Origin of the sequence: Paraburkholderia hospita, from assembly GCF_002902965.1 — a bacterium.
In the GTDB taxonomy this organism is placed as follows: Bacteria; Pseudomonadota; Gammaproteobacteria; order Burkholderiales; family Burkholderiaceae; genus Paraburkholderia; species Paraburkholderia hospita.
The window spans coordinates 2,820,547-2,839,726 of sequence record NZ_CP026105.1 but is presented as its reverse complement, the minus strand read 5'-3'; the positions used below and the strand labels follow the sequence as shown (position 1 = coordinate 2,839,726).

At 60.2% G+C, this 19,180-nt stretch carries 14 protein-coding genes and 3 pseudogenes; 9 read left to right on the top strand and 8 right to left on the bottom strand.

The annotated features are described in order from the left end of the window. The first annotated feature begins 85 nt into the window (after positions 1-85). The 5 genes and pseudogenes from C2L64_RS12825 (at position 86) to C2L64_RS12810 (ending at position 5,203) form a co-directional block, all read left to right on the top strand. The gene (locus tag C2L64_RS12825; protein ID WP_007578016.1) at positions 86-832 is read left to right on the top strand and encodes a carbonic anhydrase family protein; all 747 of its coding nucleotides are present in this window, start codon (positions 86-88) and stop codon (positions 830-832) included. An 85-nt stretch (positions 833-917) separates the two neighbouring features. Beyond that, positions 918-2,090: a Na+/H+ antiporter NhaA gene (nhaA, locus tag C2L64_RS12820; RefSeq protein ID WP_007578018.1), complete on the top strand. Its 1,173-nt coding sequence runs from the start codon at positions 918-920 to the stop codon at positions 2,088-2,090. Positions 2,091-2,161: 71 nt separating this feature from the next. Continuing rightward, positions 2,162-2,673, top strand: a pseudogene (locus tag C2L64_RS56245) (sodium/glutamate symporter). Beyond that, positions 2,586-3,307, top strand: a pseudogene (locus tag C2L64_RS56240) (sodium/glutamate symporter). Before C2L64_RS56245 ends, C2L64_RS56240 begins: the two co-directional pseudogenes overlap by 88 nt. 1,539 nt (positions 3,308-4,846) lie before the next feature. Next, positions 4,847-5,203: a hypothetical protein gene (locus C2L64_RS12810; RefSeq protein WP_007578052.1), complete on the top strand. Its 357-nt coding sequence runs from the start codon at positions 4,847-4,849 to the stop codon at positions 5,201-5,203. Between the two features lie 420 nt (positions 5,204-5,623). Here the strand turns inward: C2L64_RS12810 and C2L64_RS12805 are convergent, their stop codons facing one another. From C2L64_RS12805 to C2L64_RS12780, 6 genes and pseudogenes are all read right to left on the bottom strand, one after another. Then, entirely contained in the window at positions 5,624-6,661 is a 1,038-nt protein-coding gene (locus C2L64_RS12805) for an AI-2E family transporter (RefSeq protein ID WP_086910420.1), read from the bottom strand. Between the two features lie 513 nt (positions 6,662-7,174). Beyond that, entirely contained in the window at positions 7,175-7,648 is a 474-nt protein-coding gene (locus C2L64_RS12800) for a carboxypeptidase-like regulatory domain-containing protein (protein ID WP_007578054.1), read from the bottom strand. A gap of 655 nt (positions 7,649-8,303) precedes the next feature. Next, positions 8,304-9,233: pseudogene (locus tag C2L64_RS12795) on the bottom strand (3-hydroxyacyl-CoA dehydrogenase NAD-binding domain-containing protein). A 3-nt stretch (positions 9,234-9,236) separates the two neighbouring features. Further along, on the bottom strand, positions 9,237-10,157 hold the full coding sequence (locus tag C2L64_RS12790) for a BKACE family enzyme (protein WP_007739803.1): 921 nt from the start codon (positions 10,155-10,157) through the stop codon (positions 9,237-9,239). Positions 10,158-10,203: 46 nt separating this feature from the next. Continuing rightward, positions 10,204-11,571, bottom strand: a complete 1,368-nt coding sequence (locus C2L64_RS12785; RefSeq protein WP_086910421.1) for an MFS transporter — start codon at positions 11,569-11,571, stop codon at positions 10,204-10,206. 124 nt (positions 11,572-11,695) lie between these two features. After that, complete coding sequence (locus C2L64_RS12780; RefSeq protein WP_086910422.1) at positions 11,696-12,400, bottom strand: Crp/Fnr family transcriptional regulator; 705 nt, start codon at positions 12,398-12,400, stop codon at positions 11,696-11,698. Between the two features lie 113 nt (positions 12,401-12,513). On the opposite strand from C2L64_RS12780, the gene C2L64_RS12775 reads away from it, so the two are divergent. From C2L64_RS12775 to C2L64_RS12760, 4 genes are all read left to right on the top strand, one after another. Then, entirely contained in the window at positions 12,514-12,927 is a 414-nt protein-coding gene (locus C2L64_RS12775; RefSeq protein WP_007578030.1) for an acyl-CoA thioesterase, read from the top strand. Positions 12,928-12,943: 16 nt separating this feature from the next. Further along, positions 12,944-13,717, top strand: a complete 774-nt coding sequence (locus tag C2L64_RS12770; protein WP_086910423.1) for an SDR family oxidoreductase — start codon at positions 12,944-12,946, stop codon at positions 13,715-13,717. A 28-nt stretch (positions 13,718-13,745) separates the two neighbouring features. Further along, positions 13,746-14,114, top strand: a complete 369-nt coding sequence (locus C2L64_RS56085) for a hypothetical protein (RefSeq protein WP_456152438.1) — start codon at positions 13,746-13,748, stop codon at positions 14,112-14,114. Between the two features lie 551 nt (positions 14,115-14,665). Further along, positions 14,666-15,844, top strand: coding sequence for a porin (locus C2L64_RS12760; protein WP_007578035.1), 1,179 nt, complete (start codon positions 14,666-14,668; stop codon positions 15,842-15,844). A 360-nt stretch (positions 15,845-16,204) separates the two neighbouring features. Here C2L64_RS12760 and C2L64_RS12755 read toward each other — a convergent pair whose 3' ends face one another. Both C2L64_RS12755 and C2L64_RS12750 read right to left on the bottom strand, forming a co-directional pair. Beyond that, complete coding sequence (locus tag C2L64_RS12755) at positions 16,205-17,509, bottom strand: cytosine permease (protein WP_007578036.1); 1,305 nt, start codon at positions 17,507-17,509, stop codon at positions 16,205-16,207. A gap of 34 nt (positions 17,510-17,543) precedes the next feature. Next, positions 17,544-19,004, bottom strand: coding sequence for an amidase (locus C2L64_RS12750; RefSeq protein WP_007578037.1), 1,461 nt, complete (start codon positions 19,002-19,004; stop codon positions 17,544-17,546). Between the last annotated feature and the right edge of the window lie 176 nt (positions 19,005-19,180).

The window sequence follows — 19,180 nt, the reverse complement described above, 5'->3', positions numbered from 1 at the left end:
ACGCGGGACTCATGTGCGATGCACGGTACCGGGTGTTCAGGATGCCGCATGAAGGCTTTCTCAATCAGGTCAAGGAGGAATCGCAATGGAAACGAACCCGAGCTGTTGCCTTGCTGGGCAGCCCAAGGATGGCGGACGGCGCCTGTGGCTGAAAGCGGGGATAAGTGCGGTGTCACTTGTCGCCGGAGTGGGGTTCAAGGCTGGTCCTGCCGAAGCAGCCGCGTTGACAAAAACACAGCGGGACACGCTAACGCCCGACCAGATCATCGCGATGATGAAAACGGGTAATGAGCGATTCCGTTCTGGCAGGATGAAGAAGCAGGATTTCCTTGCGCAAAAGCGCGCGAGTGCGACTGGCCAGTATCCGGCAGCCGTTATCCTGAGCTGCATCGATTCCCGCGCGCCGGCAGAGATCATCCTGGACATGGGTATTGGCGATACGTTCAATGCCCGCGTGGCAGGAAACATTGTCAATCAGGACATGCTCGGCAGCCTCGAATTTGCCTGTGCGGTCGCAGGTGCAAAAGTTCTGCTGGTGATGGGGCACACGGCGTGCGGAGCGATCAAGGGCGCCATCGATAACGTGCAGCTGGGTAATCTTACGGGACTGCTTGAGACCATCCGGCCCGCGATCGAAGCAACACAATACACGGGTGAACGAAGTAGCAAGAACGAGGAGTTTGTGGACGCCGTGGCGCGATCGAATGTGGGGCAGGCGATCGCGACAATCCGTAACAGCAGCCCGATACTGCTTGATCTTGAACACAAAGGGCAGGTCAGGATCGCCGGCGCAATGTATGACCTGCACACCGGTGCGGTGACATTCATGTGAAATCGGGCTACACCGGACGCCCGGTGCACCACGGGTGCATGACCGATTTTTTTAGGGCGTTGTTGCGCATTCAACGGAGACATCCATGGTGATCGACAACGCGGTCCGCAAGGTAACCGCCGGCATGGCCGAATTCTTGAGGCTGGAATCGGCGGGTGGTTTGCTGCTTGCCGCCGCCGCGGGACTCGCGCTGATCTGCAGCAACACCCCCCTTCGGTCCGCGTACGACGATCTGCTGAAGATTCCCGTGGAGGTGCGTGTGGGATCATTCGCGCTCGCGAAGCCGCTCCTCATGTGGGTCGACGACGGTTTGATGGCGGTTTTCTTCCTGCTGATCGGACTGGAGGTCAAGCGCGAGGTCATTGAAGGTGAACTGTCTACGCCCGCTCAGGTCGTGCTGCCAGTCGCTGCAGGGTTGGCTGGAATGGTGGTGCCGGCTCTCATTTATCTCCTCGTGAACCGGGGAAGCGACGCAACCCTGAATGGCTGGGCCATTCCCACGGCCACAGACATTGCATTCGCGCTCGGCATTCTTTCGCTGCTCGGCAACCGGGTGCCGGTGTCGCTAAAGGTATTCCTGACTGCCGTTGCCATTGCCGACGATCTGGGCGCGATCACGATCATTGCGCTGTTCTACACTGCCGGGCTTTCGATCCTGATGCTGCTGTTCGCGGCCTTGGCAATCGCCGTGCTGATAGGACTGAACGTGCTGAAAGTCACGCGTATCGCGCCGTACATGGTCGTCGGCGTAATCCTGTGGGTCTTTGTTCTGAAGTCCGGTGTTCATGCAACACTTGCGGGCGTGGCTGTTGCGTTCGCTGTGCCGCTAACGACGCTGGATTCTGAAGGCAAGGCGCCCCTGCATCGGATCGAACATGGCCTTCACCCATGGGTTGCCTTCGGCATCCTGCCGATCTTCGCTTTCGCAAATGCCGGTGTCCCGTTTGCCGGAGTGACGCTTGCCGCACTGGCGCAACCGCTGCCTCTTGGCATTGCCGCAGGCCTGTTCATCGGAAAGCTCGTCGCGGTTTGCGGGGCGAGCGCCGTGCTAATCGGGCTGCGTCAGGCCACACTGCCTGAGGGAGCTAGCTGGCGCCAGCTGGCTGGAGTCGCCGCTCTTTGCGGCGTCGGCTTCACGATGAGCCTGTTTATCGGCTCTCTCGCTTTCGAAAGTCCCGAATATTCCACGCCTGTCAGATTGGGGGTGATTGTCGGGTCAATGTTATCGGGTGTGACCGGCTATCTGTTGCTCCGGTGAGTGAGGGAACTGTGCTGCTCGCCTCATTGTGCGAAACCGGTTAGCCAGGCCGAAGATCAAGGAAGCAAATCATGAGCCTCGACACGCTGGAAACCCTGATGGCGGTTTCCCTCGTCCTGTTGCTTGGGCGGCAGATTCTCGCCCGCAGTCGCATCCTGCAGACCTGCAGCATCCCGGAACCGGTTGTCGGCGGACTGCTTGTGGCGCTGCTGACTTTTCTGCTACGCAGGTTCGCGCAGTTCGACCTGCGCTTTGATGCAACGCTTCAGGTGCCGCTGATGCTGACGTTCTTTGCCACGATCGGCCTGAACGCAGATCTGACCGAGTTGAAGGCTGGCGGCCGGGCGTTGACCGGTTTTCTCGGCGCGGTGGTTGGCCTGCTCGTGATGCAGGACGCGCTTGGCATCGGTCTGGCATGGGCGTTAGGGCAGAACGGCTGCTTGGCCTGCTGGGGGCATCAGTGACGCTCTCGGGCGGCCACGGCACGGGCGCAGCCTGGGCGAGGGGGCGAGGGTCTTCTCGGAACGCCACGGACTCGCGTATGCGACGGAAATTGCGATCGCCTGTGCCACGTTTGGCCTGATACTTGGGGGATTGATCGGGGGCCCGGTCGCGCGTTTGCTGATCACGCGCTATAAGCTTAGCCCGAAGCCTAGATCGGACCTGGCGGGCGAGACCGGTTTCGAGCAACCCGAAGCTGTGAGGCCGGTTATGGCGGAAGCAATGATCGAAACAGTGGCGCTGATTGCCGTCTGTCTCGCGGTCGGCTCGGCGATTGGATCCTGGCTGGTACCGCGTTCGAGTTGCCCGCGTTCGTATGTGTGCTGTTCGTCGGCGTCGTGCTGCGCAACGGCCTTTCCGTGCGCGGTTGGTATCGTGTTTTTGAGAGCGCGGCGTCGTTGCTCGGCAATGTAAGCCTCGGACTCTTTCTCGCGATCGCGCTGATGAGTCTGCGCTTAGGCGACCTGGCGTCGCTGGCCCTGCCGCTTTTCGTAATCCTGGTGGTGCAGGCGACCGCGATGGCCGCCTATGCCATTTTCGTCACCTTTCGGGTCATGGGACGTAACTACGACGCCGCCGTGCTGGCCGCCGGACACTGCGGATTCGGCCTTGGAGCGACACCGACCGCGATAGCCCATGCAGGCCATTACAGCGCGCTTTGGCGCCTCCCATCTGGCCTTCCTGGTGGTGCCGATGGTGGGAGCGTTCTTTATTGATATCGCAAATGCGATCGTCATCAAGTTGTTTCTGCTGCTCCCGATTTACGGATAACGGGATGTTGTCGGCGATTGGGACCAACTGGCGGCACGCAAGCAAGCAACACAGGATGTGAGTGGCAGGGCCGGCAAAATTCTGTCCACGCTTCCCGGCGGATGAAACTCCGGTCCAGGCGAGGCACTATTTACACGCTATGTAGAAGGTGCGCTATGTGGGGGCGCGTTGCAACCTGGCCACGCGCGACTGTGAGCCCATTGCCCTTTCAGCGTACGCACGTCACATAGTTCCTGAACGAATCGTGGTGAGTGCTGACCCGGCCGTTGCCAAGATCGATCACCTCGTGCTTGCCGTGACCCGCGAAGGTGTGAGACCAGTAAGGGCTGTCGCCTCCCCATCCGTGTCGACCGCCAGGATAACGGCCATCGCCCTCTGGTGCAACGATCGCGTATCTGTTCCCCGTAACCGCTGTATCGCCCGTGTTTGCGTAAGCGAAAAGCGCTTTAAGCTCTCCAATCGTCGGCAGGCGCAAATGCCGTTTCGCACACTGGTACCGTGCATCGTGATAGTCATACCGGACTATTCGGACGTGCGTGAAAGGATCGGGCGCGCCTAGCTGCGTGCGCGCAGCTTTTTTCCCCCACGGCCAGGGGGTGGTGACGGGAGGGCTGAAGCAGGTTTTGTCGCGAGAGAAAATCGTCGTGCCACCGCCAGCCATTGAATACGTCCCTTTCCGCATGCAGATCTCTTTTGCGCCTACTATTGCTTCCGCATGCGCGGAGGTCAACGCAAGACCCAAAATCAGAGCGGGTGCTGCGCTCAACATTGAGCGAAGCAATCCAGGTCGCAGTTTCCGCTTTCCGTCAGAGGAACTCATGGCAGCTCGATGGTTGTATTCGTGATCGGGCATGGGATGACGACCGGGTTGCATCACCATCCGGCCGGTCCTGGCGAAGCGCGTCAGTCGCAGGACAGATGATTACGTGAGGCTTGCCCCCTGCGATATCTGTTGCAATGTCCGCTTCACCACAACTCAGTAAATGGGAAGTCGGCTTGTGGCGCGATGTACCACCGCTCGAATCGTGATGTACTGCAGCACTGCTATCACAACGCGCATCTACGTTATGCCAGGCCGGCCGTACAGTCAAATGAGCACTTTCGCAGGAAGGGCGGGGGCGCTGCCACGTCGCCTGTCAATCCGATTTGTTAGTAAAGCGAGAGTTCTTTGCATTCAGTCGACCTTCTTGCAGGCGTGACCCAGCTGCATCGCAGACGGCACCCATGCAGGCCCGTTTGTTTGCATGGCTGGAAATCCACTGAAAACGTCGTCATGAGCGCGTCATATTCTGATGACTTGTCGGACAGACTCAACGTTGACTCGCATTGCGACGGACGGGCAGGTCGTTGAGCCTCTTGACCTTGCCATAGCAATTCGCTGGATGCCGCCTTTTACGCCCGCTGCGCGGTTCAGCGATCCGCGCGAGTCAAAACCTACTGACGGCAGTGATAGCCTCGGGCCGAGCTTACGATGGAGGAATTCAATGAAATTCGTTACGGGTTCTATCGGGCAGGCACTCTTCGATCACGGTGGCCTGAGAGCAGTTTTCGAGCACGCCAGAAATCTTCTGGTTGCCACCATCATTGTTGCAGCAGGCTTCGAGACGGTAAGAAACTTCGATACGATCCACCTGCCTGGCCTGTCGAATCCCTTGTTAGCGGGTTACGTCGTCGCCGGAGCAGGATGCGGACTCACGGCGCTCAACTTCATCGATGGATTGCGAAAGCTGGCGAGATTGCGGTGGCACCTTGGGTTACAGATTGCACTGAGTATTGCGTACCTGTTTTTTTCCTTGCGAGTCGTCCAGTTGATGATTTTTTTCAGAACTCACGCCTGTTAGATTGTATCGGTCCCGGAAGTTTTCCATTTTGGAACATCCAACTGCTGAGCCAGTTCCGCCAGCGTGCGTTCGCCTCGGACAGCGGTCAATGCAGCCTTCGCGTAGAACGCCACTGAGTGAGTGCGCCGGGTTCTGTTTGTCATCGTCGGTTCCTCCAACGGCTAGTCGAGTTCTGTTCGTAACCCGGATGTCAAAGCTTGGCACGTCGGGCGCACATCCGCTGGCACGAAAGTGCTGTAATGACTTCGTCTGCGGTTGCGCCAGCCGGAATTTTGCTGCGGATTTTTTCAGACACCAAGGGCAAGACCTGTGGTCCCGGCGAAAGGCTTTGGCAATGGTTCTTCGACTCGCCTGGGGTTTGATGGTATGCGACCCCGGGGGCGAAATTCGAGACAGTCGGTCAGGGCCATGTGCAAAGGCTCAATCCTTGTGCGTCAATAGCACCGAAAAGGGACGCGTCGACTCGAATGACGAAAAGCCGATCAGAAGACCAACCGTGATCGGAACGGCCAGAAACGCACCGGCCACTCCCCAGATCGAGGACCAGACTGCCATGCTAACGAGGATCACAAGGGGGCTGAGGTTCAACGATTCGCCCATCAGATACGGATCGACCAAGCTCCCGACAACGAAGTTCAGCACCGAAAGCGTAGCGAATACGAGCAAGACCTCGCTCCATTGCCCGAATTGAAGACCCGCGATCAGGGTTGGAAAGCCTACCGAAATAACTGACCCGATGTACGGCACGAAATTGAGGACCGCAATCAGGACGGCCCACAGTTCGGCCAGTTCCAGTCCGACGAACAGCATGCAAACCCAACTGAGGAGGCCGATGCTCGCACCGAGTAGTGCCTTGAGCGCGAGATACATGCCGATCTTGGCGTTGATCTTATTTACGACGCTCACGATGTGCATCGCCGCAGCGTTGTTCGCGATCCGTGCCAGTTTTCTGCGAAATCGCGCATGCTCGGCAAGGAGGAACGCCGTATAGAGCGCCACAACGAAGATCGTCACGATCATGCCCGATAGGGACGATAACGTCGCGGTGACTATGCCCTGGATATTGAGTTTGGCGAACATGTCGCGGCGTATGGACTCCCAGGTCGGTTCGGTTTGCGCCTGCAAGACCGCAGCGATTTTGCCGACCAACGCAAGCAGCGTTGCCTGATACTTCGGTGCGAGCGCGATCAGGCGGTCCCTGTCGGATATCAGCAGGTTGATGGAGACATAGATCGTCAGCACCAGGAGGGCGACCGCTATCGACGAGCGGATGCCAACCGGAAGCTTTGCGCCAATGTACGGAATCCGTTGCAATAGGTTCGCAATGCCGAAAATGACATAGGTAGCGATCACACCAAACGCTAACGGAACAAGCACCGGCCGACCGATATAAAGAATCCACCCGATGAGGGTAGACAGAATGACGACGCATGTAACCTTGAATACTCCGCCGTTCATGTTCCTCCCGCACTTGAATTGAGAACCTCGATTGCGGCTGCCGCTCGGCACAGCTTGCGCAAGCCGGGTCTTTCGGCTGAAATTCCTGCAGCAGCGTTATTCGGTTTCGCTCAGCGCGACCCTTTCGGTGTGCCGGGAGCTTTGCGACATGGCACTTGCCACCTTCACGCTCAAAGCGATCGCAGTATTGAGCACACAGGACCGTCCCCTTACGCAAGTGGACCCAGGACAAATTACCAAATAAAAACCGGGAGCATGAGCGACAGCACTGAGAATCCTGCGCCAAGAGTCTGCACAACTCGCCGTCGGAATACAAATCTTTTGCTACATACGTGGTCCGACTATTGATTTGCGCGAAAAGCTGCGACGTTGCTCCGGCCAACGCGCCATTCCTCACGCTACCGACCGGCCATGGACAGACCCCTCCTCCGTCCCGCGGGGAATTTAAGGGCGCGTAGTTATGCTGATCGAGTTGGGCCTATGGCCTAGCTTGGCCGGGAGGCCCCATCCCCCTTATTGAGAGGCCCAATCGAAGGTCAACCTGGCGCTGCCCTTAGCTGGCACGGTTACCGCCTTGCTCTGCTCGTTGCCCTTGTAGCTCGCATGTACGGTGTACCGGCCCGGCCGCAGTCGCACCAGCATGTACGGGCCCTGCGACGTTGCGTTTAGTACGTTCGCGTTGTGGGGATCAACGATCCTAACTTGCACGTCGGCAACGTAGTCCAAACCCGAGCCAGTGAAACTCAGCCCAAGCGGCCACTGGCTGCGCGCTCGCTCCAGCGCATGCGACTCGTCGGCGCCGACGCCGCCCGATACGAACTCGATGTCACCTTGACGCTGAATCTGCTGCATGCCGCCACCGTTGTTGTTGCCCGCGCCGGAGTTATTGGTCGCTTGCTGTGCCCAAGCGCCGTCGGCCAGGCTGACTGCGAGCGCAGCGCTCAAGGCTGCTGCAATGAAGACGTGCGGATCGCGTCGGATTCTCATCTTCTCAGTCCTTTGAGAGCACGCCCGGTGTGGGCTACGTTTCGAATCGAATGCCGCGAGGATACGGCATGACGGAAGTCGAGCTCGGATCATCAAACTGCCAGCCGTTCCGCGGCCCGGGAGACATGACCGACTTTGTTGAGGGCGGATACGGCGCATCTTACGCCTGCCGGTTTGATTCAGTTCATGTGCTCCTCGCCAGATTTGACCCTTGGCGATATCCGACGCCCGGAGGAAAACCGATGACCTCTGTGGAGCGGAAGGCTGCCGGTCGCCCTTGTCGTGACAGGACAACGAAGACCAGAAACGTGCTGAAGAGAACTACTCATTGGGTGGACGTCCGCTCCGCACCTCGAAGCGGTCACTGCGACAATGGAGGTTCGTACGACGGCAATGGGTCGTGTTATGCCTTTCGCATGAGAACCGCGCCCGAGGCGATCGTCGCGCTCGGTCGTCGGGCACTAGCCGGCCAATTGCGGACAGCTACCCGGCGGTTGCGCGGACATTCAGACGTCGGCTTCGCTCCGTAACCCGCCGTGCGGCCTACGAATGTCCGTGCGCACTGACGCAGCCCGCTAATCGATAGGTTCACTTTCTGTCGCCTTGAAGGGCTGATGAGCGCAGACGGTTTCTTCTTCATCTCGCATTGCTGGCTCTATGGAATCTGAGAGAGCTCGCGCTTCGCTTCCAGCAATTCGATCAGCAATTGATCGCGCTGGCGAATCATTTCGGCAAAGTCGTGCGACTGTAGTTTCGTTTCGACGCCCTTCGCGATCGGTTCGATGTAGTCGTCCGTCTCGGGATACGTGCCCAGATCTCTCGCCTACTCGCGCTGAGCTGGGCCCAGATGCCGCAGCACATGTGTGATGCCACCGGGACCGCCGGAAGCATGAAGGTTGAGAAACGGACCGAGGAGGGCCCAGCGCAGACCGGGGCCGTAGGAGATTGCGGTGTCGACATCCTCCACGGAGGCAATGCCGCGCTGTACCAGACTGATCGCCTCTTGCCAAATCGCCGCTTGCAGGCGATTAGCAATATGACCTTTGACTTCCTGGTTGATGCGGATAACCTTCTTGCCAGTTGAAGCGTAGAGCGTCATCGCCCGGTCTATGTATTCCGTCAATGTGAGCCGTCCGCCGCCGACCTCGACCAGCGGAATGATGTGCGATGGATTGAACGGATGCCCAAGTACGATCCGCTCCGGATGCTGCGCGTGAGCCTGAATCTCGCTGACCGGCAATCCCGACGACGAAGACGCGATGATCGCGTCCGTCTTCGCCGCGCGTTCAATGTCGGCGATCAACGCCTGTTTGACGTCGAGTCGCTCCGGGCCGCTTTCCTGAATGAAATCGGCATCGCGCAACGCTGCGGTTAAATCGGTCATGAAGACCAGCCTTTCTCGCGAGGCATCACCCGAAAGACCGAGTCGCTCGACAACCGGCCAGTTCTCGTCGATCCACCCGCGCAGGCGCGACTCCGCGCCCTCGGCGGGATCGGTCGCGATGACGTCGAAACCATGCGCCAGAAAATGCGTGGCCCATCCCGCGCCGATCACGCCCGTGCCGACGATCGCGATCTTCGTCATGGCTCAGTGCTCCAGACAGGCGGCATCGACGGTTGCGTGCAGCGGCCGCAGTCCGATGATCTCGCGCGCTTCCTCAGGCGTCGCCGGTTCGTAACCCATCTCGCGCACCATGCGAACGAGCCGCTCGACCAGTTGCACGTTCGTCGCCAGTTCGCCGTGCCGGTAATACAGGTTGTCTTCGAGCCCGACGCGCACATGGCCACCCAGCAAGAGCGAATTCATCGCGGCGGGCAATTGCGCAGCGCCGATCGCGCTCACGTTGAACACGGTGTCGCGCGGCAGATGATCGACCATCGTCTGCAACAGACGCGGCGTGTAGGGCAATGCGCCCTGAAACGCATTCGCGCCGATCACGATGTTGATGAAATGCGGCGCGTCGTCCAGGCCGTCGTTGATCGCGCGCTGCACATCCTGAACGATATCGGCGAGACCGAACACTTCCCATTCGGGCTTGATGCCACGCGCTTTCATCATCTCGGCAATCTGGCGGATGCGCGAAGGCGGCGTCGCGACGAGAATCTCCTTGCCGCCGAAACTCGCGATCACCGTCTGCGCGTCGAGCGTACACATTTCGACGCCATCACCCTGCATGCCTTTCAGACGCTCTTCCCACTGAATTTCCCAGAGGCCGTTGTCGAGCTCGCGAACCATGTCGCCGTCGATACCGCCGCCCGTCGAATTGTTCAAAATGATCTCGCACTTGTCGCGAATCAGCCGGTTGATATGGCTGTAGATGGCCGGATCGCAGGTCGCCTGATCGTCGGGACGGCGCGCGTGGACCGCCACGACACTCGCGCCTGCGTTGTAGCAGCGGTAGGTATCGTCGGCGATTTCCTGCGGCTGCGTGGGCAGATTCGGGTTCATCTTCTTGGTGGCCATGCCGCCGGTGGGCGCAACGGTCACAATGACTTTGGGCTTGCTCATGATGGTGTTCTCCGATGAAGAATGAGGTTCTGAAGAAAGAGGGCGGTCAGTGCGCGCTTGCGTCGTCGATCGTGCCGACGCGGACTGCGCTCTTCGGCAATCCAAGCAAAATGGTCAGTCCGCCGCAGATGACGAGCGCGGTCAATGCGAGAAGGCCCATCTGAATGCTGCCGGTCACGGACTTGATCCAGCCGATCAGCGTCGGACTCGCGAAGCCGCCGAGAATGCCGAGCGAGCTGATGACCGCAATGCCGGCCGCCGCCGCTTCCTGGCCGAGATAAGTGGGCGGAATCGACCAGAAGAGCGATCCGCCGCCGAAGATAAAGAACGCGGCGACGCACAGCAGAACCATGACGGGGACGATCGCGGTGCCGAGAAACGATGTCGATGCCAGCGCCGCCGCGCCGAGAACCAGCGTGCCGCCGACGTGCCAGCGGCGTTCCTTGAAGCGGTCCGAACTGCGGCTGATGACGAGCACGCCGAGTGCGCCGAAGCTATATGGCACGGCGGTGTACCAGCCGATCGTCGCGATCGGGGCGATGCCGAGACCTTTGATCATCGTCGGCAGCCAGAACGTGAGCGTGTAGACGGCGCACGCGCAGCAGAAGTAGACGAAGGCCAGCACGTAGGTTTTGGGATCGGCCAGCGCGGCGGCGAGACGGCCGTGATGCCCGGGTTTGACGTCACCGCGATGATCGGCATCGAGAACCGACTGCACGAGTGCTTTTTCGGTGTCGTTCAACCACGGCGCGCCGGCCGGTTTGTTCGGCAACAGGCGATACAGCAGCACGCCGATCAGCACGGTCGGCAATCCTTCGACGAGAAAGAGCCATTGCCAGCCATGCATCCCGCCGATGCCTTCCATGCCGCTCATGATCGTGCCCGACAGCGGGCCGCCGAGCACACCCGTGATCGGCATGCCGAACAGGAACAGACCCGTCACGCGGCCGCGACGCTGGCTTGGATACCAGTAGGTCAGATACAGAATGATGCCGGGGAAGAATCCCGCTTCGAAAATTCCGAGCAGCAGCCGGATGCCGTAGAACTGCCACGGCGCGGAAACAAACGCGGTCGCGGCGGACGCGAGGCCCCACAGGACCATGATCCGTAGAAACGTCAGCCGCGCGCCGATCTTTTCAAGCAGCAGATTGCTGGGCACTTCGAACAGCAGATATGTCACGAAGAAAATGCCCGCGCCGAGGCCATAGACGGCATCGGAAAAGGCGAGATCCTGCTTCATCTGGAGCTGCGCGTAGCCGATGTTGATGCGATCGAGAAACGCGAAGACATACGCGATCAGGATCATCGGCATGATGCGCCAGGTGATTTTGCGAAAGACCGCGTCTTCCACCAATTGCCCCGACGGGCGCTCGACGAATACGGCTGCGGCGGGGAGCGGACTGGTGCGATTCATTGCGCGTCTCCTGGACTGGGTTGACACGCATTATTTCGAGTGAGCGCCGCCACGACTGTCGATTGCGCGACAGTTGGGATGAGCGTAAACACTGAGCCGTTCTTTCGAAGAACCGTCCGCGAATCTACCGCGACAGCGCGTTGAGCCCGGGCAGATCCAGCACGACGATGCTGCCGTATTCCGTCCGCACAAGACCGGCGTTCTTGAAGCGCGTCATCGCCTTGTTGCACGTCTGGCGCGAAACTGCGGCCAGATTGGCAAGCTCTTCCTGAGACAGCGGCAAATGTACCGTGCCGCTCGGGTTGGACAGCGGTTGCACCATGCCGACCAGCGCCCGCGCGACGAGACTGTCGGTGTCGAGCAGCCCGTGCGCGGCGACCGCGCCCATGAACCAGTGCAGACGCTCGTTCATCTGATGAAGCAGAAATTCGTTGAACGACGGCCGATTTTCGCGAAGCCAGACGAAGGTGGCGCGCGGAATCTGTGCGACGCGGCTGTCGCGCAGCGCGATGAGATCGGATTCGCGCGGCGCGTTGCGGATCAGCGTGCCTTCGCCGAACCAACTGCCCATCGACTGGCCGCCGAGCGTTACGGTCTGCCCGTCGCGCGCGGTGATCGACCATTTGATGATGCCTTCGAGCACGCCGAACCACATCTGCTGCCGTTCGCCGTGACGGCCCAAAGACTGACCGGCGGCGACCGCACGTTCCGTGATGTCGGGGCGCACGCGGGTTTTCGCGACATCATCCAGCGCGACGAACCACGGCGATTGCGCGAGCAGTTCGTCGACCGACAGCGTCGCCGTGACGACTTTCGTTTGCCGCGTCATGCGCGTCCTCCGACGCCGCTCGCGCGTGACGGAACGTGAACTGTCGCCGCGCCGACAGTGTGGCGTCGGCGAAGCCCGCACAATGTCTGCACTGGTATCCGGAGCATAAATTCGTGAGTAAACAAACTGTCTATTCGATCGATGTTCAATTCGGCGATTGCGACCCGGCCGGAATCGTCTTTTTCCCCAACTTTTCGCGCTGGATGGACGCCGCCTCGCACGACTACTTTATACAGTGCGGCCTGCCGCCGTGGCGAGAGATGGACGCGCTGCCCGATTGCATCGGCCCGCCGCTGCTGGAGTTTCACACGCGCTTCGTCAATTCCGCGACTTACGGCGAACGGCTCGATATTCACAGCCGCGTCGAAGAGTGGCGCGGCAAGGCTTTTATCCAGAGCCATCGGATCATGCGCGGCGAGAGCTTGATCTGCGAAGGCCGCGCGACGCGCGCGCTGTGCGTCAAACAGGCCGATGGCCGGCTCAAAGCCGTTCCCGTTCCCGACTTCATCCGCGCGGCCTGCGAATAAGTAAATCGAGGATTTCATGACCACATCGAAAGGCAAGCGCGTCCTGGTAACGGCGGGCGCGGGCGGAATAGGGCGCGCGATCACGGAAGCGTTTGTCGCGGACGGCGCGAGCGTTTTTGTCTGCGATATCGACGAAACCGCGCTTCAAAACATGCAGACGCAATTGCCCGGCGTGAAGACGGCGGTGTGCGACATCGCGGATCGCGCGGCGGTTTCAAACATGGTCGCGGATGCGGCGGCCGCGCTCGGCGGTCTCGACGTGCTCGTCAACAACGCGGGCATCGCCGGGCCGACCGCGAGCGTCGCGGACATGGACCCGGACGCGTGGGAAGCCGTGCTCCGCGTGAATCTGACCGGAACGTTCACGGTCACGCAGCACGCCATTCCGCTGCTCAAGCAATCGAGCGCGGGCGTCGTGCTCGTCATGTCGTCGCTGGCCGGACGCTTCGGTTATCCGAATCGAAGTCCTTATTCGACGACGAAATGGGGCCTCATTGGTTTCACGAAGACGCTGTCGCGCGAACTCGGTGAATTCGGCATTCGCGTCAATGCGATCTTGCCGGGCGCCGTCGAAGGTCCGCGCATCGAACAGGTGCTTTCCGGACGCGCGTCGGCGAGCGGCCGCACGGTCGAACAAGAAAAAGCGGCGGCGCTCGGCAATCAGTCGATCAAGCGTTTCGTCGATCCGGCCGACATCGCGGCGCTTGCCGTCTTTCTTGCATCCGATGTAGGACGATCTATTTCAGGTCAATTGATCCCGATCGACGGAGACTCCCAAAGCGCTTCGTGATTTCAGGGTAAACAGGGGGCGCTGGGCCGTGTTGCAGGAGCCTCATCGAGAAGTGTTGCTCGATGATCTGCATGCGTCGTTGTTGCTGCGAAGGACGATACAGCCCGATCGACCAAGAGAAGGCGTTTGGGAGAACGCGTCGACTGATATCTTCGATGAGCGTGATATCGATCGCGAGCGGGGTGCGCTCGTCGTTGTCCGTCCGGACCAATACGTAGCGCATGTGCTTCCGCTCGATGCCTATGCCGAATCGGATGCATTCTTGCGGCCCATCTTCCGAACTGATCCTGTTTTGGAGACCGCTAGAAAGTGTCAGCCAAAATCGATAGCCCTGACGGGATTTCCAGATTCGCCGGCAGCCTTGTCCGCCGTCCTCGACAGTGGCACTTGGCGGTAGGGCAGAGCGAGGTTTCTGCCGAGATCACGAGCGGTCAGTACGCAGTGCTCTAAAGTTGAAGTTGCCGCAGTTTGACGAATACCGCTTTTGCGCATCAAGGGATGTTAATTCGCGGTTGACCGTGTTGGCCGATGCCCGACCAACAACATCCGCCGTCGGATGACCGTTGTACTTCAAAACGCGACGAAGGGACCACGATCGGACGACCGACCGTAACGGGTCGATAGCGCCTGTTCGATCTGCTCCGAACCAGTCATTGCAGGACGGCGATAGGGTCCCGCGCCGCTGCGTCCCGGCCATCACAGACCATTCGACGGCGGGACCAATGGGACACTCAGAAGTCCAGTCAGCATTAGTAAGCGGACTGAGGTTGACCCGTATGACAGCAATGCCGCGAAGGAGCCGGATAACGCGGGAACCGCGCCCGCCCCTGCGTCCTGACAAAAACGCCCTATACTTTTCTGGCGAGACGCTCGCAGCCAGGTTCGGCAACGCTCTGTGTGAAGCATTCCAGGTGTATCCCGTCGTTCGGTATTAACTGGAGCAAGCGCATGAAAAAGTGCCTCTTAGCCGGCGCTGCGCTCGTCACCCTGACGGGGACGGCGCATGCCCAGAGCAGTGTGACGCTGTATGGCCTGATCGACGCGGGGCTGACCTATACCAATAGCCAGATCTCTGGAACGGGTTCGGGCGGCCACAGCAACTGGCAGATGACCAGCGGTTCAGTGCAGTACAGCCGCTGGGGGCTGCGGGGAGCCGAAGATCTGGGCGGCGGGTTGAAGGCCATCTTCACCCTCGAAAGTGGCTTCAACGTGAACAACGGGCAACTGTCGTCGAATAACCGCCTCTTCAATCGCCAGGCTTTTGTTGGTCTGACCAGCCGCGAATATGGCACGCTCACGCTAGGTCGCCAGACCGATGACATGGTCGACTTCGTGGCGCCGCTTTCGCTGACGGGCACGGAATTTGGCGGTGTGCACTTCGCTCACCCATTCGACGTCGACAACCTTAACGATTCGTTCCAGATCAATAACTCGGTCAAGTATCAGAGTCCGGAATATTACGGATTCAAGATCGGCGCACTGTATGGTTTCTCGAATCAGGCCGGTGGCTTTGCAAACAATCGTGCCTGGAGTGTGGGCATGTCCTACGTCTGGGGGCCCCTGAACTTTGGGGCGGGCTATCTGCATCTGAATAGCGCTGCCAGGACACCTGGCGAGGTCAATACAGGTGGCGCGGTGACCGATACGACCGGCTCTTCGGTCCAGGGGCTACTGTCACCAACCGCAGTTCCGTTAGGCGCGCTTGCCGCCCGCCAGCAAACCTGGGGCGCGGGCGTGAATTACACGTTCGGCCCAGCAGTTGCAGGCTTCGTGTACACGCAGACCAATCTGACGGGTCTGTTTCAGACTGGCTTTAGCACGCACTTCCAGAACTTCGAAGGTAACTTCCGATATGCGCTGAACCCAGCCGTTGAACTTTCGGCTGCATATACGTATTCGCGCGCGGGTGGAAACGCAGGCAGCGGCAGTCCGCACTGGAACCAGGTGAGCGCGATGGCAGACTACAGTTTCTCCCGCCGAACGGATGCATACGTACAGGGAACCTGGCAGGGGCTGAGCGCGGGCAGCAACTCCCCACTGGGTGTGGCCTGGATTAACGGAGTGAGCGCGCCGTCGTCCACGAGCAATCAGGTAGAAGCGACTGTGGGCCTGCGTCACCGTTTCTAAGCCAAGCGCGCTGGGCCTGCGTGCAGAATGGCTCACGGGTACTCCCGTCTCTGCCAGGCGCGATCTCTCCGTCCTGCCTGGGCGATCAACTCGATGGGGCAAGCGGCTGAAGTACTTCGGAAGCGGTCGTTGCGGTGCCCTGAGTTCGAACGGCTCTACAGGGTCGAAGTCAGCCTCTTGACCCATCGTCGATGTGGTCGTTGCCACGATGAGGCGGGCGCTAGCCGCCGCGACCTGACACTGCGGGTCCGTGACAGACGTAAGAGACATGCGTGCGTCGCGGCGACTGAAGTGCGACGGAGCAGATCTGAATGGAGCCTGAGCTACCGTTTGGCGACCCCGCCAAACGGCAACCGTCCGCTAAAGCAACCCGTTGCGCTGACGCACTGCGCGCTTCGCCCCCAGCGACAGCGCGTAATAGGCTACCGCACCTACGAGCATCCCCGCGACCGCTTCGGAAAACCACGGTGCCATCCCGTGAACGAGCAACGCGGCGAGCGCGCCGAGTGCCCACGCCGCGAACGCGCTGCCACGAAAGTTCGGTACGTCTTCATCGTACGAATAATGACGGACGAAGATCTGATCGACGATGATCACCGCGCCGATCGGCGGTACCAGCACGCCGAGCAGGTTCAGCCAGTTCAGGAACAGACTCCACACGCCAGCCAACGCCAGCAGGCCGCCAAGCAATCCGAGCAGGACCGTCATGGTTCTCATCTTTTTGCCCGCAATGCGTCCCCAGCCCACCGCGCCGTTGTACAGGCAATGCGTGCACACTGACCCGAGGTTCACGAAGACGAAAATCAGCGCAATACCCGACAGCACGCCGCCATGGCTGGTCAGAACCGGCATGAAGTTACCACCCTGCGTCGCCGGCGCTGCAGCGGCCCCCGCGCATACGATCGCGATACCGAACACCTGTGCAATCAGGTTCGCAAACGGAAACGCGGTGAGTGTCGCGTAGACCGCACTCTTTCCGTCCTTTGACCAGCGTGTGAAATCCGCGGTCATCGTGCCGGAATCAGCAAAGGTCGCCACCACCAACGTGACGGCGCCGCCGAAGGACATCAGGCTGTTCATGCCAAGCCCGTCGTAAAGAAACACTGTTGATAGTGCGTGCGCCGATCCGATCAGGTACAGCGCTACGAGACCGAGCGCCACATAGAGTGGCGCGGCGATCATGCCGACGATCGACAGCGCACGAATGCCGACGAACGTCACAGCGGTATAGAGCAGCGTGGCCACGATGATAGTCGCCGTTTCGTTCCAGCCGAAAGACGCATGTACCGTCGTGCCGGTGAGGCCGGTCTGAAACGCATACCATCCGACGACGACGCTCGCGAGAAAGCCGGATGTGATTGCGTAGCCCTTTTTGCCAAACGTACGCTCGGCCTGAAGCGCAAAATTGCGACCGGTACTACCGGCGATAAAACTCAACGTACCGACGTATGTCAGCAGAATGGCGTTGCCCATCAGGATCGCGAGCAGCGCCCGCGAAAAGCCGAGGTTATAGGCGATAACTCCGCCGAATACTGCGTTCGTAATGATCATCGGAAAGCCGAACCACACCGCCGCGACCGAAGATAACCGGTGACGGTGCGAGAGCGGGACGGGCTTGTGCTCGAACTCTTCGTCGAGCCCGTGCTGGTCGGTCGAACTGGTCATGATGTTCCCCTGGTTCCTGGTCTGGATGCACGGTTTACTGGACGAGGCCGAGTTCCTTGAGCAGCGGCGGCAGGGTGTTGCGCCACGGACGCGCCCGCTCAAATGCCGCCGACGCGCGCAGCACCAGCTGATCATCGAGATGGCGGCCAACGATCTGTAGCCCGATCGGCAGCCCTTCGTTCGTAAAGCCTGCCGGCACGGATGCCGCCGGCTGGCCGGTGAGGTTGATCGGATAGGTGAACGAGAGCCACTGTGTCGGCGCGACCATGCGTCCGTCGGTTTTCTCGGGTCCCTGACAGTGAACCGGGAAAGGCGGGACCGTCAGCGTCGGCGTGAGCAGCAGGTCATAGTCCGTCATAAAGCGCCACATCTTGTTCACGACGCTCTTGCGGGTCACCATCGCGTTGGTGAAGTCCTCCGCGGTCCACGGATGATTCAGGAACGCGACCAGATGCGGCGACATCTCTTTGCCCCACTGTGCCGCCATCGCGCGCATGCCTTTGAGATCGGTGTCCATCGCGACGATTGCCCAGAATGCGTCGAAGGGATCGCTCCACCCGGGGTGCGCGATCTCGACGTTGCAGCCCAGATCGCGCTCGAAGACACGCACCGCGTCATTGACGACGCGGCGCACCTGCGGGTCGACGGCCGCGTAACCCCAGTCCGGGCTGTACGCAACGCGCAGCCCTTTCAGGTCGCCGTCGAGCGCGTTGAGCCAGTCGAAACCAGCGGCCGGCAGCGAATGGCGGTCGCGCGAATCAGGGCCGGCGATCACGGACAGCATCAGCGCGCTGTCTGCAACTGTTCGGCTCATCGGACCGATATGCTCGAGGCTCTCCCAGCTCGACACACCCGGGTAGCGTTCATCGCGGCAGCCAGGATAGAGCGGCACTCGCCCCATCGACGGCTTGATGCCGTAAATTCCTGAGTGCGCCGCCGGAATGCGGATCGATCCGCCGCCGTCGCTGCCAATGGCAAACGGCACCTCTCCGCTGGCCACCGCCGCGCCGGAACCCGCGCTGGAGCCGCCGGGCGTCATGTCCAGATTCCACGGGTTTCGGGTGGTTTCGAAAACCGGGTTGTGGCCAACACCGCTGTATCCGAATTCCGGCACATTGGTCTTTCCAACGATAATTGCGTCAGCCCGTTTTAGACGCTCGACAACGACGTCGTCTTCGTCAGGCACAAAATCCTTGTATGCGGGCGAGCCGGAAGCGGTCCTGATGCCTGCCGTGGAAACCAGATCCTTGATGCCGACGGGTACGCCCGCCAGTGAACCGACGTCGTCGCCACGCAGAATGCGCGTTTCCACTTCGCGTGCCTGCTCGCGCGCCGCTTGCGACGTAATCGTGCAGAAAGCGTGGATCGACGGCTCGAGTGCTTCTATCCGCGCCAGGTGTGCCTCGACCACTTCAACAGGCGAAAGCTCCTTGCTGCGAATGGCCCTCGCGAGGGCGACCGCGTCCATGCCGCAAATCTGTTGCTTGACATCCATGCTCATCTCCTGATCCGGTTTCTTTTGGGGGGGTGTGCTAACTATCGGGCGATCTTGTGAACGAGTCTGCACTGTCAATTGAACAGGCTATGGTGGTTTGTTAAAATTTGTGAACAGAAGCGCGAAACCGCTACAGGGAAGGCGGGGGCGGTCCAGTCGCGAACGAACAGTGGCGC